The 25,039-nt window shown below is 72.4% G+C and carries 23 protein-coding genes; 5 read left to right on the top strand and 18 right to left on the bottom strand.

Annotation, left to right across the window (positions count from 1 at the left end):
* Positions 1-42: 42 nt before the first annotated feature.
* Positions 43-705 (bottom strand): lipoprotein, encoded by a 663-nt coding sequence (locus HW130_RS12405; protein ID WP_177149570.1) that lies wholly within the window; start codon positions 703-705, stop codon positions 43-45.
* A 111-nt stretch (positions 706-816) separates the two neighbouring features.
* Between HW130_RS12405 and HW130_RS12410 the strand changes: the two genes are divergently transcribed.
* Both HW130_RS12410 and HW130_RS12415 read left to right on the top strand, forming a co-directional pair.
* Complete coding sequence (locus HW130_RS12410; protein ID WP_177149571.1) at positions 817-1,377, top strand: sugar O-acetyltransferase; 561 nt, start codon at positions 817-819, stop codon at positions 1,375-1,377.
* Positions 1,378-1,425: 48 nt separating this feature from the next.
* The gene (locus HW130_RS12415) at positions 1,426-3,084 is read left to right on the top strand and encodes a bifunctional 3'-5' exonuclease/DNA polymerase (protein ID WP_177149572.1); all 1,659 of its coding nucleotides are present in this window, start codon (positions 1,426-1,428) and stop codon (positions 3,082-3,084) included.
* Between the two features lie 171 nt (positions 3,085-3,255).
* Here HW130_RS12415 and HW130_RS12420 read toward each other — a convergent pair whose 3' ends face one another.
* A complete protein-coding gene (locus tag HW130_RS12420; protein ID WP_177149573.1) occupies positions 3,256-4,164 on the bottom strand; it encodes a zinc-binding dehydrogenase in 909 nt (302 codons plus the stop codon).
* A gap of 284 nt (positions 4,165-4,448) precedes the next feature.
* On the opposite strand from HW130_RS12420, the gene HW130_RS12425 reads away from it, so the two are divergent.
* Entirely contained in the window at positions 4,449-5,168 is a 720-nt protein-coding gene (locus tag HW130_RS12425; RefSeq protein WP_177149574.1) for a ScbR family autoregulator-binding transcription factor, read from the top strand.
* 69 nt (positions 5,169-5,237) lie between these two features.
* Here HW130_RS12425 and HW130_RS12430 read toward each other — a convergent pair whose 3' ends face one another.
* Together HW130_RS12430 and HW130_RS12435 are read right to left on the bottom strand one after the other, a co-directional pair.
* Positions 5,238-6,002, bottom strand: a complete 765-nt coding sequence (locus HW130_RS12430; protein WP_177149575.1) for an SDR family oxidoreductase — start codon at positions 6,000-6,002, stop codon at positions 5,238-5,240.
* A gap of 97 nt (positions 6,003-6,099) precedes the next feature.
* Complete coding sequence (locus tag HW130_RS12435; RefSeq protein WP_177149576.1) at positions 6,100-6,798, bottom strand: ScbR family autoregulator-binding transcription factor; 699 nt, start codon at positions 6,796-6,798, stop codon at positions 6,100-6,102.
* Positions 6,799-6,944: 146 nt separating this feature from the next.
* On the opposite strand from HW130_RS12435, the gene HW130_RS12440 reads away from it, so the two are divergent.
* Entirely contained in the window at positions 6,945-7,934 is a 990-nt protein-coding gene (locus HW130_RS12440; RefSeq protein ID WP_177149577.1) for a ScbA/BarX family gamma-butyrolactone biosynthesis protein, read from the top strand.
* Between the two features lie 94 nt (positions 7,935-8,028).
* Here HW130_RS12440 and HW130_RS12445 read toward each other — a convergent pair whose 3' ends face one another.
* From HW130_RS12445 to wrbA, 10 genes are all read right to left on the bottom strand, one after another.
* A complete protein-coding gene (locus tag HW130_RS12445; RefSeq protein WP_177149578.1) occupies positions 8,029-9,417 on the bottom strand; it encodes an aldehyde dehydrogenase family protein in 1,389 nt (462 codons plus the stop codon).
* Positions 9,417-10,514 carry a phenazine antibiotic biosynthesis protein gene (locus tag HW130_RS12450; protein WP_177149579.1) on the bottom strand — a complete coding sequence of 366 codons (1,098 nt, stop codon included), beginning with the start codon at positions 10,512-10,514 and terminating at the stop codon, positions 9,417-9,419. Before HW130_RS12450 ends, HW130_RS12445 begins: the two co-directional genes overlap by 1 nt.
* 136 nt (positions 10,515-10,650) lie before the next feature.
* Complete coding sequence (locus HW130_RS12455; protein WP_177149580.1) at positions 10,651-11,400, bottom strand: DsbA family protein; 750 nt, start codon at positions 11,398-11,400, stop codon at positions 10,651-10,653.
* Positions 11,401-11,607: 207 nt separating this feature from the next.
* Positions 11,608-12,696: an LLM class flavin-dependent oxidoreductase gene (locus HW130_RS12460; RefSeq protein WP_177149581.1), complete on the bottom strand. Its 1,089-nt coding sequence runs from the start codon at positions 12,694-12,696 to the stop codon at positions 11,608-11,610.
* 278 nt (positions 12,697-12,974) lie between these two features.
* Positions 12,975-14,159: a chorismate synthase gene (gene aroC / locus HW130_RS12465; protein ID WP_177149582.1), complete on the bottom strand. Its 1,185-nt coding sequence runs from the start codon at positions 14,157-14,159 to the stop codon at positions 12,975-12,977.
* A 2-nt stretch (positions 14,160-14,161) separates the two neighbouring features.
* The gene (locus tag HW130_RS12470) at positions 14,162-15,376 is read right to left on the bottom strand and encodes a 3-hydroxybenzoate 6-monooxygenase (protein WP_177149583.1); all 1,215 of its coding nucleotides are present in this window, start codon (positions 15,374-15,376) and stop codon (positions 14,162-14,164) included.
* 133 nt (positions 15,377-15,509) lie between these two features.
* Positions 15,510-16,778 carry a 3-phosphoshikimate 1-carboxyvinyltransferase gene (gene aroA / locus HW130_RS12475; protein ID WP_177149584.1) on the bottom strand — a complete coding sequence of 423 codons (1,269 nt, stop codon included), beginning with the start codon at positions 16,776-16,778 and terminating at the stop codon, positions 15,510-15,512.
* Positions 16,778-17,521 (bottom strand): SDR family NAD(P)-dependent oxidoreductase, encoded by a 744-nt coding sequence (locus HW130_RS12480; protein WP_177149585.1) that lies wholly within the window; start codon positions 17,519-17,521, stop codon positions 16,778-16,780. Before HW130_RS12480 ends, aroA begins: the two co-directional genes overlap by 1 nt.
* Positions 17,522-17,810: 289 nt before the next feature.
* A complete protein-coding gene (locus HW130_RS12485) occupies positions 17,811-18,860 on the bottom strand; it encodes a DUF6081 family protein (RefSeq protein WP_177149586.1) in 1,050 nt (349 codons plus the stop codon).
* A 444-nt stretch (positions 18,861-19,304) separates the two neighbouring features.
* On the bottom strand, positions 19,305-19,922 hold the full coding sequence (wrbA, locus tag HW130_RS12490) for an NAD(P)H:quinone oxidoreductase (protein ID WP_177149587.1): 618 nt from the start codon (positions 19,920-19,922) through the stop codon (positions 19,305-19,307).
* Positions 19,923-20,348: 426 nt separating this feature from the next.
* Between wrbA and HW130_RS12495 the strand changes: the two genes are divergently transcribed.
* The gene (locus tag HW130_RS12495; protein ID WP_309140414.1) at positions 20,349-21,233 is read left to right on the top strand and encodes a shikimate dehydrogenase; all 885 of its coding nucleotides are present in this window, start codon (positions 20,349-20,351) and stop codon (positions 21,231-21,233) included.
* Positions 21,234-21,395: 162 nt separating this feature from the next.
* Here HW130_RS12495 and HW130_RS12500 read toward each other — a convergent pair whose 3' ends face one another.
* The 4 genes from HW130_RS12500 to HW130_RS12515 all read right to left on the bottom strand — a co-directional run bounded on the left by HW130_RS12500 (position 21,396) and on the right by HW130_RS12515 (position 24,990).
* Positions 21,396-22,595, bottom strand: a complete 1,200-nt coding sequence (locus HW130_RS12500; protein ID WP_309140415.1) for a transposase — start codon at positions 22,593-22,595, stop codon at positions 21,396-21,398.
* A 400-nt stretch (positions 22,596-22,995) separates the two neighbouring features.
* Positions 22,996-24,114, bottom strand: a complete 1,119-nt coding sequence (locus tag HW130_RS12505) for a 3-dehydroquinate synthase (RefSeq protein WP_218183444.1) — start codon at positions 24,112-24,114, stop codon at positions 22,996-22,998.
* On the bottom strand, positions 24,111-24,674 hold the full coding sequence (locus HW130_RS12510; RefSeq protein ID WP_218183445.1) for a shikimate kinase: 564 nt from the start codon (positions 24,672-24,674) through the stop codon (positions 24,111-24,113). Before HW130_RS12510 ends, HW130_RS12505 begins: the two co-directional genes overlap by 4 nt.
* Positions 24,658-24,990, bottom strand: coding sequence for a hypothetical protein (locus HW130_RS12515; RefSeq protein ID WP_177149588.1), 333 nt, complete (start codon positions 24,988-24,990; stop codon positions 24,658-24,660). Before HW130_RS12515 ends, HW130_RS12510 begins: the two co-directional genes overlap by 17 nt.
* Between the last annotated feature and the right edge of the window lie 49 nt (positions 24,991-25,039).

Genomic DNA, 25,039 nt, shown 5'->3' on the forward strand with positions numbered 1-25,039 from the left:
CCGGACGCGCCTGCGGGGCGATGTTCTGCCCGGCCTCCGGTGTCAGCCCGTGCGCAGGCTCTTCCTGGCCAGCTCGTACGCGGGAAGCATCTCCTCGTGCTCCTGGGTGTCGAGTCCGCCGAGGTCCACGACCACGACGCCCTCGGGCGTCGCCACGGCGAAGGCGCGCTCCTTCTTCGGCTCGTCGAGGAGGTCGTCGGTGTTGACGTACGTGACCTCGACGGCGTCCCGCTCGCCCGCCTTCGTGGCGGTGTACGTCTCCTTCTCGCGGCTCTTGGCCGCATCCGCGACGAACGCCCGCAGCGCCTCACGGGCGTCGTCGCCCGCCTTGCCGCCCGCCCAGACGCGCAGGAAGCCGATGTTCCCGGCGGGCTTCGCGTCGATCTCGCAGACGAGCGTGACGGGACCCTGCCGCAGGAGAGCGCCGAATTCGTCGTCCGCGCCGCCGCTCTCGACCGCTTCGGGCTTCCAGTCGGCCGCGACGTCGAAGGTGACCGGCAGCGGGCACGGCGAGCCGGGTCCGCCGATCGTGGCCCCCTTCTCCGCGGAGCCCGCTGCGGCGGGCGTCGCCGTGGCGTCCGCCGTGCTCCTGGCCCCGGCCTCGGCGTCCGCCGCCGGCTCCGAGGAGCAGCCGGTCACCGCGCCCAGCGCCAGGACCGCCGTCGCCGCCTTGAGGGCCGCGCCGCGCGCACGCCCCTGCCTCACTTCTCGCACCGGAGGATCCCCACCCTGTGAATGTGCTCGCGGCCATGACCGGCCGCGTAGTAAGGATCAATCGTACGGAGACGACGACCGGAGCCGAGGGGCGGACCGCGCATGGGCGTGAACAAGGACCGGATGCTGGCCGGCGAGTGGTACCTGCCCGACGATCCCGAGCTGGCCGAGGACACGGCGCGGCGCTTCGCGCTGTGTGCCGCGTACAACGCGGGCGGCGGCGCGGCGCCCGCGGACCGGGAGCGGATCCTCACCGAACTGCTCGGCGGCCTGGGCCGGGAGGTGCGCGTCCGGCCGCCGTTCCAGTGCGACTACGGCTACAACATCCGCATCGGCGACCGGACGTTCGTCAACTTCAACGCGGTCTTCCTGGACGCCGCCCCCATCACGGTCGGCGCCGACGTGCAGATCGGTCCGAACGTCCAGCTCCTGACGCCCGCCCACGAGCTGGACACCGAACGCCGACGCGCCGGCTGGGAGCGGGCGGACCCGGTGACCGTGGGCGACAACGTGTGGCTGGGCGGCGGGGTGATCGTGTGCCCGGGGGTGACGATCGGCGAGAACACCGTGGTCGGCGCGGGGGCCGTCGTCACCCGGGACCTGCCGGCCGGGGTGCTCGCGGTCGGCAGCCCGGCCCGCGTCGTCCGCCGCCTCACCGGCTGACGGCGGCGGTCGGGCGCATTGTCCGACCCTGCTGCCACACTCGAACCCGTGAGCGAGCGGTGGGCCGTGGCGGCGGACGGGGACGGGGCACGGCTCGTCCCCCTCGGCCCCGACGGCCTGCCCGCGGGGCCGGTCGTCACCGAACCCGACCTCGTCGAGGCGGTCCGCTCCCGTCCCGCCGTGGGCCGGTGGGTGTGGCGGTCCACGGCGGAGATCTATCCCCGCCTGCTCGCTGCGGGCGTGAGGGTCGAGCGGTGCTACGACATCGAGGACGCGGAGCTGCTGCTGCTCGGCCACGAGGGGCGGCTGGGCGAGCCGCGCTCGGCGGCGGCCGCGTGGGCGCGCCTGCGAAACGCGCCCGTGCCTCCCGATCCCCCGGCGCGCGCGGCCGTGCCGGGCTCGCAGGCCCCGCTGTTCGAGCCGCAGCCGGCGCCCCTGCCGCTGGAGGCGCTGCTGGAGGTCTACGCCGGCCAGCAGAGACGGCACGACGCCGCCGGACACCCGGGGCGGATGCGGCTGCTGACGGCCGCCGAGTCGGCGGGGATGCTGGTGGCCGCCGAGATGCACCGGGCGGGCCTGCCATGGCGGGCCGACGTGCACCGCGAGGTCCTCCACGAACTGCTCGGCGAGCGGTACGCGGGCGGCGGCGAGCCGCGCCGCCTCGCGGAGCTGGCGGACGAGGTCTCGGCGGCGTTCGGACGGCGGGTGCGGCCGGATCTGCCGGCGGACGTGGTGAAGGCGTTCGCGGGGGCCGGGATCAAAGTGAGGTCGACCCGCCGCTGGGAGCTGGCGGAGGTCGACCATCCGGCGGTCGATCCGCTGATCCGGTACAAGAAGCTGTACCGCATCTGGACCGCGCACGGCTGGAGCTGGCTCCAGGACTGGGTGCGCGACGGGCGGTTCCGGCCGGAGTACCAGCCCGGCGGCACCGTGTCGGGGCGGTGGACGACCAACGGCGGCGGGGCCCTTCAGATCCCCAAGGTGATCCGGCGGGCGGTGGTCGCGGACGAGGGCTGGCGGCTGGTGGTTGCCGACGCGGACCAGATGGAGCCGCGGGTGCTGGCCGCGATCTCCCGTGACCGGGGGCTGATGGAGGTCGCCGGTCACGACGGCGACCTGTACACCGCGCTGTCCGACCGCGGGTTCTCCGGCGACCGCGCGCACGCGAAGCTCGCGCTGCTCGGCGCGATCTACGGGCAGACGTCGGGCGACGGCCTGAAGAACCTGGCGGCCCTGCGGCGCCGGTTCCCGCGAGCCGTGGCGTACGTGGACGAGGCGGCGAAGGCGGGCGAGGAGGGGCGCCGCGTCCGCACCTGGCTCGGACGGACGAGCCCGGGGGCCGAGGAGACGGGGGTGGAGGAAGCGGGCATTCCCCAGGAGGACGACGAGGACCGCGGCCGCTTCTCCTCCTCGGACGCCCGCGCGAGGGGCCGCTTCACGAGGAACTTCGTGGTGCAGGGCAGCGCCGCGGACTGGGCCTTGCTGATGCTGGCGGCGCTGCGGCGGTCGACGGCGGGGATGCGGGCGGAGCTGGTGTTCTTCCAGCACGACGAGGTGATCGTGCACTGCCCGGTGGAGGAGACGGAAGCGGTGACCCGCGCGATCCGCGAGGCGGGCACCCTCGCGGGCCGCCTCGCCTTCGGCGACACCCCGGTGCGGTTCCCGTTCACGGTGGCGGTGGTGGAGCGCTACGCGGACGCGAAGTAGGTTGCGCTGCGCTCGCGGACCCTGCCGAGGCCAAACCAGCCCGCCGGCGATCGAGGCGCGGGGTCCGGGGCAGGGCCCCGGCGACCCGGCCGAGGTATCGGACCCGGCCGCCACCCGGTGGCACGGCGGGCCCTGCCGGCGCCCCCCGCACGCCGAACGCCGGACGGGGCGTCACGGCACGAGCAGCACCTTGCCCGTCGTGCGCCGCGCGCGCAGGTCCTCGAAGGCGCGGCGCGCCTCGCCGAGCGCGTACGGCGGCGACGTCACCGGCCTCAGACGTCCCTCCGACACCAGGCGCAGCATCTCCGCCAGCGGGCCCGACACCGCGCCCGGCCGCGCCAGCGTCGGGCGGAGCCAGAAGCCGACCACGGCCGCGTTCAGGCGCAGCAGCCGCGCCGGGTCCACCGGCGGCAGCCCCTCCCCCCGCGCGTCCCCGTACGTCACCAGGCGGCCGAAGTCCGCGAGGGACGACAGCGCCTGCTCGAACAGCTCCCCGCCCGTCGCGTCCAGGATCACGTCCGCGCGCTCCGCGAGCGGGTACTCCGCCACCGCGTCCGCCCCCAGTTTCAGGGCGAGTTCACGCTTCTCGGGTGTCGACGCCTGGGCGAGGACCCGGCCGGCTCCGAAGATCCCGGCGAGTTGTACGGCGAGACTGCCCACACCCCCGCCCGCCGCGTGCACGACCACCGTCTCCCCCGGCTGGAGGCGAGCCGCCGACATCAGCAGGTGCCACGCGGTCAGGCCCTGCATCGACAGGGCCAGCGCCTGTCCCGCGTCGAGTTCGTCCGGTATCGCCATGACGGCCGACTCCTTGGCGACGGCCAGCTCGGCGTACCCGTTCGCCACCCGGGCGAGCACCCGGCGGCCTCCCTCGGTGCGGCCGACGACCTCGCTGCCCGGGATGCGCGGCAGCGATTCCGCTACGGCGTAGGAGCCGTCGACGGCAAGGGTGTCGGCGTAGTTCACGCCGGCCGCCTCCACCGTGAGCAACAGCTCGCCCGGTCCCGGTACGGGATCGGGCACCTCGACGGTCTCCAGCACCTCGGGACCGCCGAATCGGCTGAACTGGATCGCACGCACTCTCGATTCCCACCCTTCTGTCCGGTGTGCCCGCCCACCGACGGAGCGCGGGCTCGAATAAACAACCGACTAAACGGTTTCTTTCCTCATGCACGTCTGCGGAGATGACAATGTCTGACTCTCGAGACGGCTCCCACCTCCCGATTCGGGGTAGTTTCAGCGGCCAATGAGAGCGAAATCCAGTCGGACCCCGCCCACCAAGGGCCAGTAAAGAAACCGCATGGTAGGTTTCTGTGGTGGGAGATGTCCCTCGTATTGCGGATCGCGAGGAAGGGGTGGCGGCGGTGGCCAAGCAGGAGCGGGCGGAACAGACCCGGCGGTCCCTGATCCGCGCGGCGGCCCTGACCTTCGACGAGGTCGGCTACGAGCGCTCCTCCCTCACCCGGATCAGCGAGGCCGCCGGTGTGTCCAAGGGCGCGCTGTCGTTCCACTTCGCCTCCAAGGACGAACTCGCGGACGCCGTCCAGGAGTCCGCCCACCTCGCCGCCCGGACCGTCGTCGACGACGTCCGCCGCCGCCCCGGCCCGGCCTTGCAGTCCGTCATCGACATCACGCACGAGCTCGCCGCCCTGCTGGAGAGGGACCCCGTCGCCCGGGCGGGAGCCCGGCTGGCCCGGGAGCGTCCCGCGGGCACCGAGCTCCCGCACCACTGGAACGCGGCCTGGGCGGAGGCCGTACGCCGGCTGCTGCGCCACGCCCGGACCGACGGGTCCCTGATCCCTGATGCGAACGTCCACACGGTCGCCGTACTCGTGGCGTACCTGATGTCAGGTCTGGAGACGACCGTGCGCGACCACGGCGTCCTGGCCGAACTGGTACCGCCGCAGGGAGCCGACGATCCCCCCGAGCCGCCCCGCGCGTGGCTCAGCCGGATCTGGGAGCTCGTGCTGCCGGAGGTCGCCGCCGCCGGGCACCTGCCGGTGCTGATGGCGGACGGCAGCCGTACCAGGGACGGCCAGGACGGGGCCCTGTGCCCGCTGGGACCGCACACGGCGGAGCCCTGAGGGCTCCCGCCGCCGACCGCATCCCCGCCCCTGCCCCTCGGGCCGTGACAGGGGCCTCACGGTCCCGCCTCAGAGCCGTGAGCCGCCCGTGGCGTCGATGTACTGCCCGGTGACCCAGCGGGACTCCTCGGACGCCAGGAAGCCCACGACGTCCGCGATGTCGGCCGGCTGCCCGATGCGGCCGAAGGCGGAGAAGCTCTCCAGGAAGGCGGCGCCCTCCGGGGTCGAGCGCAGCGGCGCGTTCATGTCCGTCTCGACGAACCCGGGCGCCACCGTGTTCACGGTGATCCCGCGTCCGGCGAGTTCCTTGGCCAGGGCCAGGGTGAAGGTGTCCACGGCGCCCTTGGTCATCGAGTACGCGATGGCCTCGGGGAACGCCATCCGGGTCACGCCCGAGGAGATGTTGACCACGCGCCCGCCGTCGCGCAGCAGCCCGAGACCCCGCTGGACCAGGAAGAACGGCGCCTTGACGTTCACCGCGAACAGCAGGTCGAAGTCGGCCTCGGTCACCTCGTCGATCCGGGCCGTCGGCCCGAGCGCGGCGTTGTTGACCAGCACGTCGAGCCCCGGCTCGGCTCCCTGCGCCGCCATGCCCTCGCCGAACCCCTCGTAGAGCGCGGCCACACCGTCGCCGGCGGCCAGATCGGCACGCACGGCGAAGGCTTGCCCGCCCTCCGCGATGATCGACTCGACCGTCTCCTTCGCGGCCGCGTCGTTGCTCCCGTAGTGGACCGCGACGAGGAATCCGTCCCTCGCCAGCCGCTGCGCTATGCCGCGGCCGATCCCCCTGCTCGCTCCTGTGACCAGCGCTGTCCTTGCACCCGAAGCAGTCATGCGACCGCCCTCCCCTTCGAAGTGATCGATTTCGCGCGTGATGTTGTGGCGGCCCTCCGGCCGGCGTGAGCCCGCCGGAAGGCCTGGCCGGAAGGCCCTAGGCGCCCGCCGCCGCCCCCGCCGTGAGGGCCGCGCCCTCGCCCTCCCCCTCGTCCGGTCCGTCCTCCTCGGCGGCCCGGGCGGTCACCCGGGCACCGCGGTCGGGACCGGTGTCCAGCCGGCCGAGGATCCCGGGGACGGCGATGGCGGGCAGCATGTGGTCGTACATCAGGCCCACCTGGCGCTCCAGACACGAGATGTCCGACGACGCCTGCGAGGTGAGCGACAGGCCGGTGAAGGCGCCGACGAGGATCCCGGCCGTCTCCTCGGGCAGCACGTGCGGGAGCAGTTCGCCCTGCGCCTTGGCCTGGCCGAGCAGGCTCGCGATCAGTTCGGTCCACTCGCTGTACGGGGCGCCGAAGAGGTCCCGCGAGCTCTGGTCGGCGGCGAGGCGTGCGGCCGCGCGCAGGACGACCTCGCGCGGCAGCCGGTAGGCCAGCACCATGCTGACGTCCACGACTTCCTGGAGCTTGGACGGCTGCTCGGGGACGCCCTCGGTGGTCACCGCGTAGGCGAGGACCCCTCTGGCCAGGTCTTCCTTGGAAGAGAAGTGGAAGTACAGCGCGCCCTTCGTCACATCGGCGCGGGCCAGGATGTCCGCGATGGTCGCGGCCTCGTAGCCCCGCTCCGCGAAGACGGTGGCGGCTGCCTCAAGGATGGCCGCGCGAGTCCTGGTCGCGCGTTCCTGACGTGCCATCAGGCCTCCTCTCACTCCCCGTTCGCTTTCAAGTTCTTCTTGAGTTTGCCGCGGATCGATTGACAAAACAAACCGGGCAGTCCGTATCTTAGCAGGGGAACGGACGGCCGTTCCCACGTAGAAGGTCTACGAGCCTGGGGGGTTCTATGTCTCAGTTGTCCATCCATGCCCGAAAAAGGACCACGCGCAAGATCCGCAGGTCGGTTTCGTCGCCGACCTCCGCGGTGGTCTCCACGGTCGGCACCCGGCCGAGCGGACCGATCACTCCGAAGTTCGTGCACCGCGTCGCCGAGGACGACATCCTGATCACCTCGTGGACGCGACTGGGCGAGGACCGATTCCACCTCTCCGCCGACTGGACGGTGGCCCACGGGTTCTTCGCCCCCGCACCGAGGGCACGACACAACGAAATGCTCGTGGCGCAGACCATCCGTCAGGCCGGTCTGCTGCTGGCGCACGCGGGGTTCGAGACCCCCACCGCCGACCAGTACCTCATGAACAAGCTCCAGTACTCCTCGGATCCGGGGTACCCCACGGTGGACCGGACCATGGATGCCATCGAGATCGACGTCCGGTGCGTCCCGTCCGGACGCCGCAGCCTGGACATGCACTTCGTGTTCTCGCACGAGGGCACGATCTTCGTGACCTGCAGCGCCGCGTTCAGCTGGGTGCCGGCGAACGTGTACGGACGACTCCGTGGAGCGTACGCCTCCGCCCGGCCGGCCGGTGCCCCGGCCCCCGTCGCTCCGGCACTCGTGGGCCGGAGCGCCGAGGACGAGGTGACGCTCGCCCCCACCGACACGACCAGCCGGTGGGAACTGCGCGGCGACACCGGACATCTGGCCCTGCTGGACCACCCGGTCGACCACGTGCCGGGTCTGGTCCTCGTCGAGGCCGCCCACCAGGCGGCGTTCGCGCACGCGGGGCCCGACGGCTTCGTGCCGACGTCGACCTCCATCGTGCCCACGAAGTACGTGGAGTTCGACACCCCCTGCTGGATCGAGGCGCGCGACGTCCAGGGCGCGCTCCCCGGCAGCAGGGCGATCGAGGTGACCGGGATCCAGCACGGTGAACTCACCTTCCGCTGTGTCCTCACGTCCTGCGTCAACTGGCCGCCCGCCGTGGGCGAGTGGTAGGAGCGCACGACCGTCGGTCGGGTGCGTGACCGACGACAAGGAGGAGGCCCTGTCCGGGGTATGGACAGGGCCTCCCGCCTGTGGAGGGTGCCCCTCAGCCGCGGATGACGGTCTTGGTGCGCATCAGGAACTCGCCCAGGTACCCGTCGTGCGGCACGCTGCGGTCCATCCAGTGGGTCGGGTGGTCCCCCAGGTGGACGTTGCAGATGCTCGGGTCCTCCACCAGCGCGTCGATGAGGCCGGCGTGCGCGTCCACGTCCCCGGTGATCACGCCGAGCACGAGGGTCTCGCGCAGCGACGCGATGCCGTCGGCGGGGCTCCACGGCGCCACCCACACGCACGGGAAGGGCAGTTCGACACGGTGCTGACCGCCCTCGGTGCCGGTGAGTTCGTGCACGGCGGGCCGCAGCACCGCACTGCCGTCCGCAAGTTCCTCGACGACACCGTCCCCGCCGAGGTGCGCGGTGGTCCCGGCGGCCTGGGCCAGCAGGTAGCGCTCGAGGTTCCGCGCGGTCTCGGCCGGCTGCACGGGCAGGACGGCCTTCTCGTCCTCGGGCGGCAGCGACGGCAGCGCGGCCAGCCGCTCGGCGATCGCCGCGGCCAGCGGTGCCGGGTCGCCCTCGACGAACACGGCGGTCGTGTTGACGCACTTGACGCCGCCGTGGTGGGCCACAGAGTCCACGATCGTGTCCAGGTGCTCGCGCCAGTCGGCGTCCGCGGTGACGAGGATCTTGGAACGTCCGGGGCCCTGGGCGAGCACCGTCGTGTCGGCCGCGTACTTCCGGACCACGTCGTCGCCGCCGTAGCTGATGCTCAGGTCGGCCCCCGCCATGACCTCGTCCGCGACCGAGTGGTCCGTGGGCAGCAGGACGACCTGGTCGTCGCCGAAGCCCGCGGCCCGCAGCGCGGTCACCAGCCGGTGGGGGGTGAACGGCTCACGGCGCGAGGGCCGTACGGCGACCCGGTAACCGAGGGCCAGTGCCTCCAGCCACAGGGCGTGCGGCGCAGGGTGGTTGCCCGCCGCGTTGACGGCGAGGACCTCGCCGCGCCGCGTCCACACCGCGCGGCCGATGCGGGTCAGCGGGTGTCGCCAGTCGGAGACGGCGCCCGTGGGGCGCGCGTTGTACGACGGGGTCAGCACGCGCTCGGCGGAGTCGGCGATCTCGTCGGCTGCCGACCGCACGGCCTGCAGGGGCACACCGCAGATCCGCGAGACGGTCCGCTCGTACTCCTCGTACGACAGGCCGCCGACCTCCTGCTCGCGGAAGATGCGGCCCGCGCGGGAGAGGGCGGCGAGCCGCTGCTCCTGCGGCAGCGGACGCGCCTTGCGCAGCGCGACCATGGCACGGCCGACGAACAGCGCGGGGACGAGGCTCAGTTCGGCGGTGGAGGCGCCGGCCACGTCGGGGATGGTGAGCCGCTTGCGGGACCGGTAGGGCCCGTTCGGGCCGAGCGCGTCGAGGGCGACCGGTTCGGCGGTCATCAGTAGACCCCCTCGATGACCTTCTCGTCGTCGAACTCGCGCACCGGTGCGATGTCCGCGACCGAGTCGCCGACCTGGCCCTCCAGCGGGCGGATACGGGTGGCGAAGTCCCGCTCCAGGTTGTTCGGCAGGAACAGGCTCTTGCCGACGTAGTTCATGACGACCCGGCCGCGCTCGCCGTACTCGACGGGCTTGCGGGCCTCCAGGTCGATCACGTTGTAGGTCATGTACGGCGAGAACGGGTCGTAGACGCACGGCTCGTCGTCGCTCAGACCGGGGCGCTCGCTGACGTGGCCGAGGGTCATCGTGTTGCCGAAGCCGCTGTAGAGGGCGATGCCCGGGTACAGCTCGGTGCGGTACAGATGACGGGTGTCGGGGTCGAGCTGGGTGCCGACCCACATGATCGCCTTGACCTTCTTGCGGACCAGCTCGACGAGGTCGTCGCGCCGGCTCAGCCGCTCCAGCACCGGCGGCGTGAGCATCAGGACGCCGATGTCCTGGGAGGCCAGCGCGTGGGAGAGCTGGTCGACCAGGTGGTCGGTGTAGAGGTCGGCCTCGGTCTCGGCGCCACGGGCGATGATCTTCTTCACCCAGCGCGGGTCCACGTCGATCGTGAACGAGAGGCCGCCGCGGGCCGCCACCAGCTGCTGGAAGGTCGCGCCGACCATGTGCGGGCCGGACGGGATCGACAGCAGCCAGTTCACGTCGCGCGGCACGCCGTGGGCGTCGAGCTGCGCGTTGCTGTGCGCGATCAGCATCTCCAGCCACTCCTGGAGCATGACCACGCGCTTCGGCGCGCCCGTCGTGCCGCCGCTGTCGAAGACACCGACGACCTTCGGGCGGGGGCCGTAGCCCCGGGGAATCAGGTCCTCCGCGCGGACGTCGCGCAGCGAGTTCGCCACGTTGGGGAACAGCTTGAGGTCGTCGAACCCGCGCACATCGGCAATGGGGTCGAACTCCAGCTTCTGCGCCTGTGCCAGCCAGAACGGCGAACCGGTCTCCGGCGAGAAATGCCAGCGGAGCGCCGCGCGGAGGAATTCGTCCGGGTCCGGCGTGACACCGTACGGCAGCTCGAGAATGGGATCGATGGCGGACACCGATGTGCTCCCTTCGGGAAACAACAAGAGAAAGAAGAAGTCAGCTTGTCCACATCATTCAAATGCCCGCGCATCGACCCCGCAAAGGCAGCCGTTTTACTCTGTCATGTGACCGGCGAATTGAATTGACGGAGCGTCATCGGTCCTGCGCCGAAAGGGAAACGGAATCGAGCACCCCGTCCGCCCAGTCCGCGGTGTAGGCACGGAAGTCCGGGAAGCCGCCCTGCTGCGGGTCGGCCGTCCAGCGGAAGTCGGCGCCGGGGTTGTGCACGTCGACGCCGGCCGCCGTGAACAGGTGCGGGCTGCCCTGCACCCGCGGACCGCGCGCCACCGCCCAGTCGCGGTACACGGCGGCACGCCCCTCGCCCCGCTCGACGGCCGAGGCGAGGGCCTTCTCGTCGACGAGGGGGCATGCGGCGGCGACGGCGAGTATCTCGGCCGTGAGGCTGATGCAGCGGCCCTCGCCGTAGAAGGCGTGCCGCAGCGCGGTGTCGAGCTGGTCGGACGCGCGCAGCCCGCCGACGGCCGGGTCCTTGGCGGCCTGGACGGCCTCCATCGCCGACAGGGTCGTCACCGGGTAGGTGTACTCGGGCGAGGTCCACAGGCGCCAGCCCAGCGCGGGCACCTTGGCGCCGATCGCGACCACCTCGGCGTCGATGATCGGCTTCGGCGTCGACTGGCTGTTGAACAGCTCCAGCGGGAACACCCGGTGGTCCACGACGAGTTCGGTGCCGCGCCGCTCGGCGGCCGCGTGCAGCGTGTGCAGGGCCAGCGTGGCCCAGGGGCAGCCGATGTCCGACCACACGGTCACGGTGCGGGCGTCGGAGGAGAAGAGCGAGTCGTCCGCCGTCACGGGCAGGGGCGAAGCGTCGGCCAAGGGGTTCATCAGGGGTCCTCTTTCCTGGAGTCCGGGCCGTGCCCAGAGGCCGGGGAGAACCACCGCCGCCGGCCGTGGCGCGGCACCGTCAGTGTGACCGGCGGCACGCCGGGGTACGCAGCGCGCGCGGGGGACTTCGTCACTTCCCCGCGGTGAACAGGCAAGAGGGGCCCGCCGGGTGTCCGGCGGGCCCCTCTCACGCACGGGCGTCGCGGCTCACCGCGCGGCACGCTCCCGGTCCCTGCGGGCGACGCGCTCCGCGTGCGTCGGCCCGGCCGGCACATCGGCGGCGCGGCCCGACGCGAACTCCTTGCGGAGCACCGGGAGGACCTCCTCGCCGAACAGGTCGAGCTGTTCCAGCGCGGTCTTCAGCGGAATCGAGTGCGCGTCGACGATGAACAACTGCCGCTGGTAGTCGCCGAACGTCTCCCGGAATCCCAGCGTCTTGTCGATGACCTCCTGCGGGGAGCCGACGCTCAGCGGTGTCTGCTCCATGAAATCTTCCAGACGGGCGCCGCCGTACAGCGGGGCGTTGTCGAAGTAGGGGCGGAATTCCCGGACCGCGTCCTGGGAATTCTTGCGCAGGAAGAACTGGCCGCCCAGTCCGACGATCGCCTGCTCGGGCGCGCCGTGTCCGTGGTGCGCGTAACGCTCCCGGTACAGGTTGACCAGCCGGACGAAATGGTCCTTCGGCCAGAAGATGTGGTTCGCGAAGAAGCCGTCGCCGTAGTACGCGGCCTGCTCGGCGATCTCCGGGGAGCGGATGGAGCCGTGCCAGACGAACGGCGGCACCCCGTCCAGCGGCCGGGGCGTCGCCGTGAAGCTCTGCAGAGGCGTACGGAACCGGCCCTCCCAGTCCACCGTCTCCTCGCGCCACAGCCGGTGCAGCAGCGCGTAGTTCTCGACGGCGAGCGGAATGCCCTGCCGGATGTCCTTGCCGAACCAGGGGTACACGGGAGCCGTGTTGCCGCGGCCCATCATCAGGTCGACCCGGCCGTCCGCGAGGTGCTGGAGCATCGCGTAGTCCTCGGCGATCTTCACCGGGTCGTTGGTGGTGATCAGCGTGGTGGCCGTGGACAGGATGATCCGCTGCGTCCGCGCGGCGATGTGGCCGAGCAGCGTCGTCGGGGACGACGGCACGAACGGCGGGTTGTGGTGCTCGCCGGTGGCGAACACGTCCAGGCCGACCTCCTCCGCCTTCTCGGCGAGCGCGACCATCGCCTTGATGCGCTCGTGCTCGCCGGGCGTGCGGCCGGTGTGCGGGTCCCTGCCCACGTCCCCGATGCTGAATATGCCGAACTGCATGCTGTCCATCCCATCTCCGCCCGGTCTCACTGAGAGATGCCGCCGGTTCCGGCGGCTGCTTCCTCCGGCTTCCCGGACCGGGCCGGGGCCGCAGGCGCCCGTCCGCCGGCCCGTGCGGTGGCCGGCCTGCCGGTACGGGTACCCGCGGGAGGAAGGGCTCGCCGCCCTTCCTCCGCCGTCTGCCTCACGGCGCCCAGTGTTCCCTCGCGGGTCCCCGCACCGAACCGCGTCGCTGCTACTCCGTCAGGTCCACTGCGAGACCGGGGCGTTGGGCTCGGTCAGCGGACCGCGAGCGCGTCGAGGTACGAGCCGACGTTGCGGCGGGTCTCGGTGACGCTGTCGCCGCCGAACTTCTCGACGACGGCGTCCGCGAGCACCAGCGCGACCATCGCCTCGGCGACGATCCCGGCTGCGGGCACCGCGCACACGTCGGAGCGCTGGTGGTGCGCCTGCGCCGGCTCACCGGTGCGGACGTCGAACGTGGCGAGCGCACGCGGCACGGTCGCGATCGGCTTCATCGCCGCCCGCACCCGCAGCACCTCGCCCGTCGACATGCCGCCCTCGGTGCCGCCCGAACGGCCCGACGTGCGCCGCACGCCCTGCTCCGTGGCCACGATCTCGTCGTGCGCCTTGGAGCCGGGCACCCGGGCCAGCTCGAACCCGTCGCCCACCTCGACGCCCTTGATCGCCTGGACGCCCATCAGCGCGGCGGCGAGCCGGGCGTCCAGGCGCCGGTCCCAGTGGACATGGCTGCCCAGGCCGACCGGCACCCCGTACGCCAGCACCTCCACGACGCCGCCGAGCGTGTCGCCGTCCTTGTGGGCCTGGTCGATCTCGGCGACCATCGCCCTGCTCCCGGCCGCGTCCAGGCAGCGCACGGGGTCGGCGTCCAGCCGCTCCACGTCCCCGGGGACCGGCAGCAGCCCGGACGGGGTCCGCGCCGCTCCCAGCTCGACGACATGGGACAGGATCTCGATCCCGGCCGTCTCGGCGAGGAACGCGCGGGCGACCGCGCCGAGCGCGACGCGCGCCGCGGTCTCCCGGGCGCTGGCCCGCTCCAGCACCGGACGGGCGTCGTCGAAGCCGTACTTCTGCATGCCGGCCAGGTCGGCGTGACCGGGCCGCGGCCGGGTCAGCGGAGCGTTGCGGGCCAGGCCCGCCAGGATCTCCGGATCGACCGGGTCCGCCGACATCACCTGTTCCCACTTGGGCCACTCGGTGTTGCCGACCATGACGGCGACGGGCCCGCCCTGGGTCAGGCCGTGCCGGACGCCGCCGAGGAAGGTCACCTCGTCCCGCTCGAACTTCATCCGCGCGCCGCGTCCGTACCCGAGGCGCCGCCGCGCCAGGGCGTCGGCCACCACGTCCGTGGTGACCGGCACACCGGCGGGCAGCCCCTCCAGCGTCGCGACCAGCGCGGGGCCGTGCGACTCACCCGCGGTGAGCCAGCGCAGACCACCCATGATCAGACCAGTCCGGCGGGCACGGGCGGGGCGACGTGGCCGGCGACGCCGACCTTGCTGCCGTGCAGCCAGGCGACCTTGTCGTACATGTCCTCGGCGCTGAGGGAGGCCAGCATCGCGTTGCGCGCCTTGGCCGCCTCGCCCGCCGGGTGGTACAGCTGCCGGCCCATCTCGCGCGCGACGAGCTGGGTCGCGGCCGTGCGCTCGCGGCGCTCGGCGTTGAACTTCTGGAAGTTCACCTCGAACTCGGACTCCTCGGTGCCGATCAGCTCGCCGAGCACGACCGCGTCCTCGACCGCCTGGCAGGCGCCCTGCGCCGCGTACTGGAGCATCGGGTGGGCGGCGTCGCCGACGAGGACGACCCGGCCGTCGGCCCAGGTGTCGACCGGATCGCGGTCGCACAGGACCCAGCTGCGCCAGTCCTCGCCGAGGTTCAGCAGGCGCCGCGCGGTGTCGCCCAGCTCGGGGAACTCACCGAGCACATGGTCCTTGGCGACCGGCTCGCCGAGGACGGCCTTCGTGGCGCCGTCGTCGCGGGTGGCGGCCAGGTTGAGGAACTTGCCCTCGCCGATGGGGTAGTGGACGAAGTGCCACTTGGGCCCGGCCCACAGCGTGACGGTGTTCCAGCGCAGCTCCTCGGGGACCTGCTCCATCGGGATCACCGAGCGGTAGATCGTGTGCCCGGACACGCGCGGGAAGCCGTCGCCGACGAGCTTCTTGCGGACGAAGGAGTTGATGCCGTCGGCGCCGATGAGCGCCGCGCCGGTGACCTCCTCGCCGGAGGTGAGACGCACGGTGACCGAGCCGTCGTTCTGCTCGTAGCTCACCACCGACGCCTCGGTGCGCAGCTCGATCGTGTCGACGCCGCGGCACGCCTCCAGCAGCGGCGCGTAGAGGTCGATGCGGTGGACGACGGCGTACGGGTTGCCGAACCGGCGGCGGTAGTCGCCGGTGAGCGGCATGGAGGCGACCTTCTCCCCCGTGGTGCCGTCCATGAAGCGCAGTTCGTCGATGTGCACGGCGCGGGCGCGGACCTCGTCGCCGACGCCGAGCTGGTCGAGGGCCTGGAAGGCGTTCGGGCCGAGCTGGATGCCGGCGCCGATCTCGGTGAAGGTGTCGCGGGCCTCGAGGACGGTGACCCGGTGGCCGCGACGGGAGATGCCCAGGGCCGCCGCCAGACCGCCGATCCCGCCGCCCGCAATGATGATGTCCGACATCTCGCTCTCATTTCTCGCTACGTGTGTCTGCTGGTCGTTGGGCGCTGCTGTGCCGTGCAAATGCCGTACGGGCCGTGCCGCGTGCGTGCGTGCCGCGCAGTGCTGCTCGGTGCTGCTCGGTGCTGCTCGGTGTTCAGCCGGCCGGCGGGGGAAAGCTCGCCTGCGGTCCGAAGAGCCTCGACAGCTCCTCGTGGAAGCCGGGGAAGGTCTTGGCGACGCAGCCCGGATCGTCGAGCGTGATGCCCGGGGTGCACAGCCCGAGGACCGAGAAGGCCATGGCGATGCGGTGGTCGCGGTGGCAGGCGATCTCGGTCGGCGCCATCCGTCCGGGGTGGACGGTGATCCGGTCCTCGCCCTCCTCGACCCGGACGCCGCCCGCGCGCAGGTTCGCCGCGATCGCGGTGATCCGGTCGGACTCCTTGAACCGCGCGTGGCGGATGCCGTGGACGGTGATCGGACCGTCGGCGAGCGGGGCCACGGCCGCCAGGGTCATGAAGGTGTCCGAGATGTCGCCCATGTCGACGTCGAAGCCGCCGCGCAGCCGTCCGGTGCCGGTGACCGTGGTGGCGTCCGGACCGATCTCGACCTCGGCGCCGGTACGGGCCAGCACCTCGGCGAAGCGCAGGTCGCCCTGCAGGCTGTCCTTGCCCAGGTGCGGCACGGTGACGGACGTGCCGGTGACGGCGGCGGCGGCGAAGACGTACGAGGCGGTGGAGGCGTCCGGTTCGATGCGCAGCCCGGTGCCGGTGTAGCCCCCGCGCTCCACCCGCAGCCGGCCCTCGGCGTCGATACCGACCTCGGCCCCGAACCGGCGCATCAGCGCCGTCGTCATGTCGATGTACGGGCGGCTGACCAGCCCGTGGGCGGCGACGGTCAGCGGCTCGCGCATCAGCGGCGCCGACAGCAGCAGGCCCGTGAGGTACTGGCTGCTGACGGAGGAGTCCAGTACGAGCTCACCGCCCGCCAGGCCGCGCGCGGTGATGCGCAGCGGCAGTCCGCCGCCCTCGCCCGCCTCCACGCGGGCGCCCAGTTCGACCAGGGCGCGGGTCAGCGGGCCGAGCGGCCGGGCCCGGAGCTGGCCGGAACCGTCGAAGTGGAACTCGCCCTCGCCCGCAGCCGCGAGGACGGGGAGGAAGCGTGCCGCGGTGCCCGCGTCGGCGCACCACACGGCCGCTCCCGTCCGCGGCGCGCGGCCGAGTCCGGTCACCGTCCAGCGGTCGTCGCGCACGTCGACGTGGACGCCGAGGGCGGTGAGCGCCTCGCGGAAGGCGACCGTGTCGTCGCTGACCAGGGGGGCGGTCAGGACGCTGGTCCCCTGGGCGGCGGCGGCCAGCAGCAGGGCCCGGTTGGTCAGCGACTTGGACCCTGGGATACGGGCCGCGCGGGCACGTATCCCGGACATCAGAGGGTCACCCCGCCGTCCAGCACCAGGTCGTGGCCGACGACGAACTTCGACTCGGGGCTCGCGAGCCACGCCACGGTGTCGGCGATCTCCTCGGTGCGCGCGACCCGGCCGGCCGGCGCCGACGTCTTCACGTGCTCCTCCCACTCGGCGCGGCCGTTGGTGGCCTCCACGTCGCCGGGGCTGATGGAGTTGATCCGGATGCCGTCGCCGATGTGTTCCTGCGCGGCCGTGCGGGTGAGCGCGGACAGCGCCGCTTTCGTCGAGGCGTAGGCGCCGAATCCGAGCCGGCGGCCGTTCACGCTGACATTCGTGGAGTGATTGACAATCACACCCCCGCCGTTTTCCCGCATATGGGCGATCTCGTGCTTCATCAGCAGCCAGACGCCGGTGAGATTGGTGGAAAGGACTTCGCCCCATACGGCTTCGCAGGTTTCCGCGATCATATGGGGGTGGGGGACCCAGCAGGCGTTGTTGAACGCGATGTGCAGTCCGCCGTGGCGTTCCACCGTCGATTTCACGAGCCGGATGACGTCCAGTGCGTGCGTCACGTCGGCCATGACGGCGTCGGCCTTGCCGCCCTCCTTCTCGATCAGGGTGACGGTGTCCGTCAGGTCCCGGGGTTCCCGCCCGGCGACCACCACGGTGGCGCCCTCCCTGGCGAAGGCCAGCGCGGTCGCTCTGCCGGTTCCGGAGCCGCCTCCGGTGACGAGTGCGACCTTGCCGGTGAATCGTGCTGTCATCAGGATTCTCCTGGTAGCGGGCTGAAGGGGCGATGCTCGGCGGACGGGAAACATGTCTCCCGTCGATGGATTACCGCGAGCAATTCATTCCGTTCGCAAGAACGCGATGCGAATCACCTCTGGAGTCCCCTTAACTCTGCGCCGCGCCGTGGCCACCGATCAATGCGTGTCCGGCTACTTCGTCAGTTGACGGGATATGCCCGCGGCCATGCGAAAGCCCCGCATTCTCTTTCCCGGGCGGATCGCGGAAAGAGAATGCGGGGCTCGGCGCGGGAGCGGCTGCCCGTCGTCAGAACCGGGCGCCGGTGACGCTCAGATGGCGCACGTCCAGCCGCGCCCCCTGCCCCCAGAGCCGGCTGCCGGGCCGGCTGTCCGGGTCGGCGAAGGTCTGCGGCGCCGGCGCACCCGCATCGGGGTCGTGGTAGGCGGTGGTGTCGGTGAGCTTCACGAGGGCCCCGTCGGCCTGCGGCCCCTCGGCGTCCAGGAGCGTGAACATGCCGAAGCCGGGCGCGAGTTGGCGCGGCGACACGAGCTCTTCGCGGCCGCCCAGGTCGATGACGAGATGGGTCCGGTCGGTGGGTCGGAAACCGATCCTGTCGACCTTGTGGACCTGGTGGCCGTTCACCGTCCACACCACCGTGCCCGCGGCGCGGTCGTAGGAGATGGCCAGGTCGTCGGCCTGGTCGGGGCTGGAGCGCCGGGCCACCGGGAGGGCGTGGGAGAAGGCCGCGTGATCGGCGCCCGGGGTGGGGAGCCTCTCGTAGAGCGCGTAGATCCGGCTGTTGGTGACGAAGAAGTCGAAGACCATGTTCGACTCCTGGTCGATCGTGGTCATCGCGCCCGCCGCGAGCCGCAGGTCGGCGCGCGGGTCGGCCACGGCGTCGCCGAACGGATGCCGCTCGGTCCCGAACGTCCGGGCGCTGAGCGAGGAGTGGAACGTGAGCACGGTTCCGGGAGTGGCGTCGAAGCCCAGGACTCCGCTGGAGGCCCGATGGCTCGCGAGGGCGAACCACTTGATGTGGTCGAGCGCGCCGTCACCGCCGGCGGACTCCTTGGCCGTGGTGTACGCGAAGGCGGGCGCACCGGTCACGGGGTCGGTCCCTGTGGGCACGACGCGCAGCCCCGCCCGGGAGGTGGAGGTCCTGCCGTCGCCGTGGGGGAACGACCCGAGCGGCGTCACGGACCACTTGGCGTCGTCACCGGTGTGGTCGAATCCGCCGCTGAAGTCGTCCCAGGTCGTACGGGTTCCGGTCGCGGCACCGACCGGGCCGGCGGGCACGAGGGCCACGGCGAGGGCGACCGTCAGCACGACCGGCAGGTGGAACATGGCGCGCTTCACTGCGGTGGCTCCCTGTGGTGTGTCGGCCGGAGGGCCGGGACCAGCCGGCCCGAATGCCCGGCAAGGGCGAGGGCGGCAGGGCACGGACGAAGGCCCGGAGCCGGCCAGGCCGCCCGAGGGGTGGTTCGGGCACGAGGCAGGGACTACGGCCGCCTCGCGCACGGCGGCGCGTGTGCGCCCCGAGCCGGAGACCGGCGGAGCCCCTGGGCGTCACAGCGTGCGCGGGGCCGGGGCACGAGCAGACCTCCGGTCGATCACGCCCGGCGAAGCCGGAGAAGCCGCCCCGCCCGAAGGACGGCAGGAGCCCCGGGCCCGTGCCCCGGAGACCCGGGGGCACGGAGGCCGGGGCGCGTGGCCCAAAGGCGCAGGTTCCGGGCGGGGCCCCGGAAGCGGACGTCCGCGCCCCGGAGGGCGCGGGGGCGTGGGGGCGGAGCCCCCGGGAAATCAGGCCGTCGCCTCGAGGCCGCGCTTCAGCGCCGTGCCGATCTCCACCGCGCGACGCGCCTGGAACTCGATCGCCGCCAGGTTCTCCGTGCCGGGGGCCTCGTTGTTGTAGCCCACGTGGCTGGCGCCGTACGGGTTGCCGTTCTTGATGTCGAACTGGATGCCGTCCGCGTAACCGGGGGGAACGATGATCGCGCCCCAGTGGTAGAAGGTGTTGTTCAGCGCCAGGATCGTGCTCTCCTGGCCGCCGTGGGTCTGCGAGGTCGAGGTGAACGAGGAGACGACCTTGTTCACCAGCTTGCCCTTGGCCCAGATGCCGCCCGTGGTGTCGATGAACTGCTTGAGCTGGGCGGCCGGCAGGCCGTAACGGGTCGGCGTGCCGAAGAGGATGATGTCGGCCCACTCGAGGTCGTCCAGGCTCGCCACCGCGATGTCCTTCGTGGCCTCGCGGTGCGCGGACCAGGCCGGGTTGGAGGCGATGGCGGCCTCCGGAGCGAGCTCGGCCACCTGGCGCAGCCGGACCTCGGCGCCCGCCTTCTCCGCCGACTCGGCGGCGGCCAGGGCGAGCTTGTGGACGTTGCCGGTGGACGAGTAGTAAATGACTGCGACGTTCGTCACGGTGGTGCGCTCCTTGTCGGAATGCGGGGCATGGATGGTTCGGAACCGCACCTGACCATCCCGCAGCGGTCATTGAGCCCTCAATCGATTCGCGGCGATTTCGTCACGTGTGGCGCCGGGAGTCCCGGCCGCGCAGGCGGACCGACGCCGTCAAGACGGCACACCGGGCCGGGCACTGGTCATCTGACGAAGTATCGGGTGCTGGATACACGCTCCCGTGTGGCAGGCGTCACCCTGTGTCAGATAACGGAAGCCGGCAATCCGTGCGGTCGCTCCCGCCTCCCGGAAGTGCTCGTACACCCCCGGACCTCGACCGCCGGGTGGTCCCCCCGCGGCCGTTGACCTCGTGATCGCCCGGATCCGGCGCCCCCCACGGCCGCGCCGCCGCCGTCTTCCGCCCCGGCCGATCCGACAAGGAGCCACGAGATGAGCAACGCTCGCCTCTCCCCACGGCAACCCGCAGACCCCGTGCCCCGCAGCGCAATGCGACGCGCGGCCGTCCTGGGGTCGCCCGTCGCCCACTCCCTCTCGCCCGTCCTGCACCGCGCCGCCTACGCCGCCCTCGGCCTGACCTGGTCCTACACGGCCATGGAGTGCGACGAACGGCGCCTGCCCGCGCTGCTCGACTCGCTCGACGGCTCGTGGGCCGGCCTGTCCCTGACCATGCCGCTGAAGCGTGCGGTGCTGCCTCTCGTCGACGAAGTCACGCCGCTGGCGCTCGACGTCGGCGGCGCGAACACGGTGATCCTGCGCGACGGCCGGCGGTACGGTCACAACACCGACGTCCACGGCATCCTCGCCGCGCTGCGCGAGGAGGGCCTGGGCGGCGACGGCCGGCCCGACGCCGTGATCCTGGGCGGCGGGGCGACCGCGTGCTCGGCGCTGGCCGCGCTGAAGGAACTCGGACAGACCGACATCCCGGTCGTCGTACGGGAGAGCAGCCGCGGCGGGCAGGTGTGCGCGGCGGCCACACGGCTCGGGGTGGCCGTGCGGTACCACTCGTTCGACGAGCTGGGCGACGCACTCGACGGCGCGCGCCTCGTCCTCTCCACGCTGCCGGCCGGCGCGGCGGATCCGTACGCCGGGGCGATCGCGCGCAGCGGCGCCGATGTCTTCGACGCCGTGTACGCCGACTGGCCGACGCGGCTCGCGAGGGCCGCCCGCTTCGGCGGTGCGCGGGCGGTCGGCGGGCACGCGATGCTGCTGCACCAGGCGGTGCTCCAGGTCGAGTTGATGACCGGCCGCTCGGACGTGCCGGTGGAGGAGATGCGCCGCGCGGTGCGGGCGGAGATCGGCCTCCGGGCCGCCTAGACCACCCACTGCCGCATTCCGCACGGGAACCTCGGCGCACGGTCGGCTTCGGAAGCGGTGCGGCTTCCGGGCACCGGCGCGTGCTCTCGTGCCGGCGGAGCACGCCGGAGCCGCAGCGCGGGGAACGCCGCGGGCCGGCACGGGGCCGTCGGCCCCGCTCGCTCAGGCGGAGCGGATCAGACCGCGTGCGGTGCGCTCTTCCCGCACGCGTGCGGCCGAGAGGGCCACGATGGCGTGTGCCACGGAGCTGAGCGTGACATGCCGGTGCCAGCCCCCGAACGTACGGCCCTCGAAGTCCCGTACGCCGACGCGCGTGCTGATCTCGGCGAAGTCGCGCTCGACCCGTTCGGTGAGCCTGCCGAGCCGAAGGAGCACGGCGGGTGGGGCCTCGACCAGGTTGGTCAGCCACAGCTCCCCCGGCTGCCGCTCCCATCCCGACCAGGCGCCCGCCAGTTGCAGCGGCAGCCCGCCGCCCGGAGCGGGCAGGCTGACCCGCGTACCGGTCACGAGCGCCGAGCGGTTGATCGAGCTGTGCGGATCGACCCACCCGACCTGCCGGGACGCCTTCTTCACCCATTCGATCAACTGTTGTGCCTGGAGCCGGCGTTCGCCGTGCCCCGTGGACAGCGTCTCGCTCGGCACGAGCAGCGTCGTGCCGCCGATGCGCAGGACGAACGGGACCCCCTTGCGCGCGAAGTTCCGTGCGAGCAGGGTGGCGTCGTGGTCGCGCGCGTCCATCACCACCGGACGGCAGCGAAGCCCCCAGGCGCGCAGCGGTTCCAGGACGGCGTTCAGGGCGACGGCGCCGGGATCGGCCTCGCCCTCGCCCTCGGGTATCTCGGCGCGCTTGCGCCTCTCCTTGTCCTGCAGCCAGTCCGCGGGAAGGATCAGCCGCCAGTTGATGGGTGCGCTCTGCTCCTCGTTGGCCAGCCAGACGCCGTACGACTTCTGGCTGTTGACGACCCGCCCGAGCTGCGGCACGAAGGACTCCTCCACCCCCACCGTGTGCTCGCCGGTCTTGACCACGTACATCGGCCGGACCACCCAGGCGTGCGGCAGCAGCGTGCGGTCCAGGTGGCCGGCCAGTGCTCTGCGCACGGCCAGCCAGTCCCACGAGGACTTGCTGATGAAGTGGTGAAGTCGCTGTTCGGCCGCGCCTCCGCCGATCACCGACGCGATCGACCGCATGGACTTGCGCCCGGGGATCGAGAGCAGTCCGGAGATGTACCACTCACCGCGTTCGCGCTGATCCCGGCGCGGCAGTGACGTGAGCATGCGCTTCGAGAACTCGGTCACGAAGTCGTCGTCGACATCGCCCCAAGCGATGTCCGGTCGTCCTTCCCTGTCCCTGGTCCCTTCCACAGGGCCCCCTTCCCTGGATGCGACCTGGTCCGCCGAAACCGCACAGCTCGCCGCGCGGAGTGCCAGACCTGGCCAACTCGACCACCATACCAAACCACGCAGTCGGTTTTTATTCGAAACAGGCCAACGACACTCCGTCAGGTCAAGGGAGCAAGCCAGTGGCATATGCAGGGGGGAGAAGGTCAACCGCAGCGAAGGGGCAGATGGGAGCCCCGGGAGGACTGCCACCACGGGCACCTCTCGGGGCTCACAAACAAGGAAGATGGTCGGTTTTCTGTCAGCAACTCGTCACCGAAAAGTCGTCGTCGACTGCTTCCGTACCGCGTGCGCTGTGCCCGCGCCGGCCGCTGGTCGGAGGGCGGCGGTCCGGGGGACGGCGGTCGGGGGGCCTGCGCACGGCTCAGGAACCGATCCGGCGGTACGCCTCGTCCTGCAGCGCGCCCTCCGGGTCGTGGAGCAGACCCGGCCTGCCGATGGCGTCGAGCACGACCAGCGGTGCCGCGGCGTCCCCGGAGCCGGCCGTCAGGACCTTCCGCAGCCCCTCCCACGCCTCACGCGGGTGGGAGGTGGGCAGCCCGACGGCGGCAAGGATCTCGCGGTGGCGTTCCACGGACTCGTCGTCCAGCCGGTCCGCGAGCCGGGCCAGTTCGGCGGCGAAGACCATGCCGACGGCCAGGGCGTGCCCCGGCGGTACGCGGTAGTGCCCCACGCGCTCGATCGCGCGGCCGAGGGTGTGCCCGTACGCGAGGATCCAGGACGCATCGCCGTCCGGCCGGTCGAGGGCGGCGGTCTTCACCCGTACCGCGCGCTCGATCAGACCGGCGGCGTCGCAGCCGGCCGGACGGGCGGCCCGCGCCGGATCGGCGGCGATCAGGTCCAGGATCACCGGGTCCCCGACGAAACCCGCCTTGATCAGCTCGGCGAGCCCGCCGAGATGGCCTCCCTCGGGCACCGTCCCGAGCAGGTCCGGATCGCAGACCACCCCGGCGGGCGGACGGCACACGCCGACCAGCTCCCGGCCCTCGGGCACGTTGATGCCCGCGGCGCCGCCGACGGCCGCGTCGACCATGCCGAGCAGCGTCGTCGGCACCAGGATCAGCGGCACACCGCGCCGCCAGGTCGCCGCGGCGAAACCGGCGAGGTCCAGGGTCGCGCCGCCGCCGAAGGCGACCACGGCGTCGGCGCCGGTGATCCCGGCCGCCGCGAACCGGGACCACACACCCGCCAGGACACCGATCTGCTTGGCCGCCTCGCCCTGCGGGATCTGCAGCACGGAGACACGACGGCCGTCGGCGTCCAGAGCCGCGCGGATCGACCGCACCTGACAGCTGAGGGACTCGTCGTGGACGACGGCGACCCTTTGCGCGTTCTCCGGAAGAAGGCCGATCACCGCGGAGGCGGCCTTCTGGCCGATCAGGACGTCGTACGGCCGCTCACCGCCCGCCTTCACGCGCAGCGGATGGCGCCCGCCGAGCGCTTCGGGAGAGGCGGGCACGAGACCTGGGAATATGGTGCTCACACGGGCTCCTTCGCTCGTGGGACAGCCCCTGAGGGCCTGCCCGGCAGCAGGGCGGCGATCCGGCCGGCGACCTCGTCGGGGCGCTCCCCGGGCGCCACCGTCACAATGTGGCGGGCCAGTCTGCGGTAGATCGGTGTGCGTACGCCGAGGGCTGTGCGCAGGCGGCCGCCCGGGTCGTCGGCCAGCAGCGGACGGCTCGCCGCGTCGCCGATCCGGTCGAGCAACTGCTCCAGCGGCACGGCGAGATGGACGACCGTGTGCCGGCGCAGCGCCTGCTGGACGGAGGCGTCCAGGACAGATCCCCCGCCCAGCGCGAGGACCCCTGCGTGCCGCGCGAGCGCGCGGTGCACCGCCGCCCGCTCCAGCAGCCGGAAGTGCGCCTCGCCCGTGCGGTGCAGGATGTCGGCGATCGCCGTGCCCGCCACCGCCTCCAGGTCGGCGTCCGTGTCCCGGAAGCCGACGCCGAGCAGGCCCGCGAGCAGCCGCCCCACCGTGGTCTTCCCCGCGCCGGGCGCACCGATCAGCACGGCGGCCGGCCGGCGCTCAGGACGCGAAGGCAAGGCCGTGTCCGGAGAGCGAGTCCAGGGTGTGCACACCCTGCACGGTGGCCTCCACGTCGAAGGCGTGGCGGTGTCCGGGCGGTGCCCCGATGATCTCGGCCGCGCGGGTGGGGATCGGCTGGGCGGCCGCCTCGGCGGACTCCCACAGGAAGATCGCTCCCCACCGCTCGCCGGCCTCGTCGGAGATCCAGGTCTTGAGCACCAGTCCGGGTACGGCCGCGAACCGGTCCACGGCCTCGTCCCGGAGGAAGTCGCGCAGCTCGGCGATGGTGCGGCCGGTGCCCGCGAGATCCCACCAGACGACTACGGCATGCATGGCTGTCCTCCTCGGCGGTGAACACCCGCCTGTGTCAGGTCTGTTGTGC

Origin of the sequence: Streptomyces sp. PKU-EA00015 (assembly GCF_013387495.1) — a bacterium.
GTDB lineage: Bacteria > Actinomycetota > Actinomycetes > Streptomycetales > Streptomycetaceae > Streptomyces.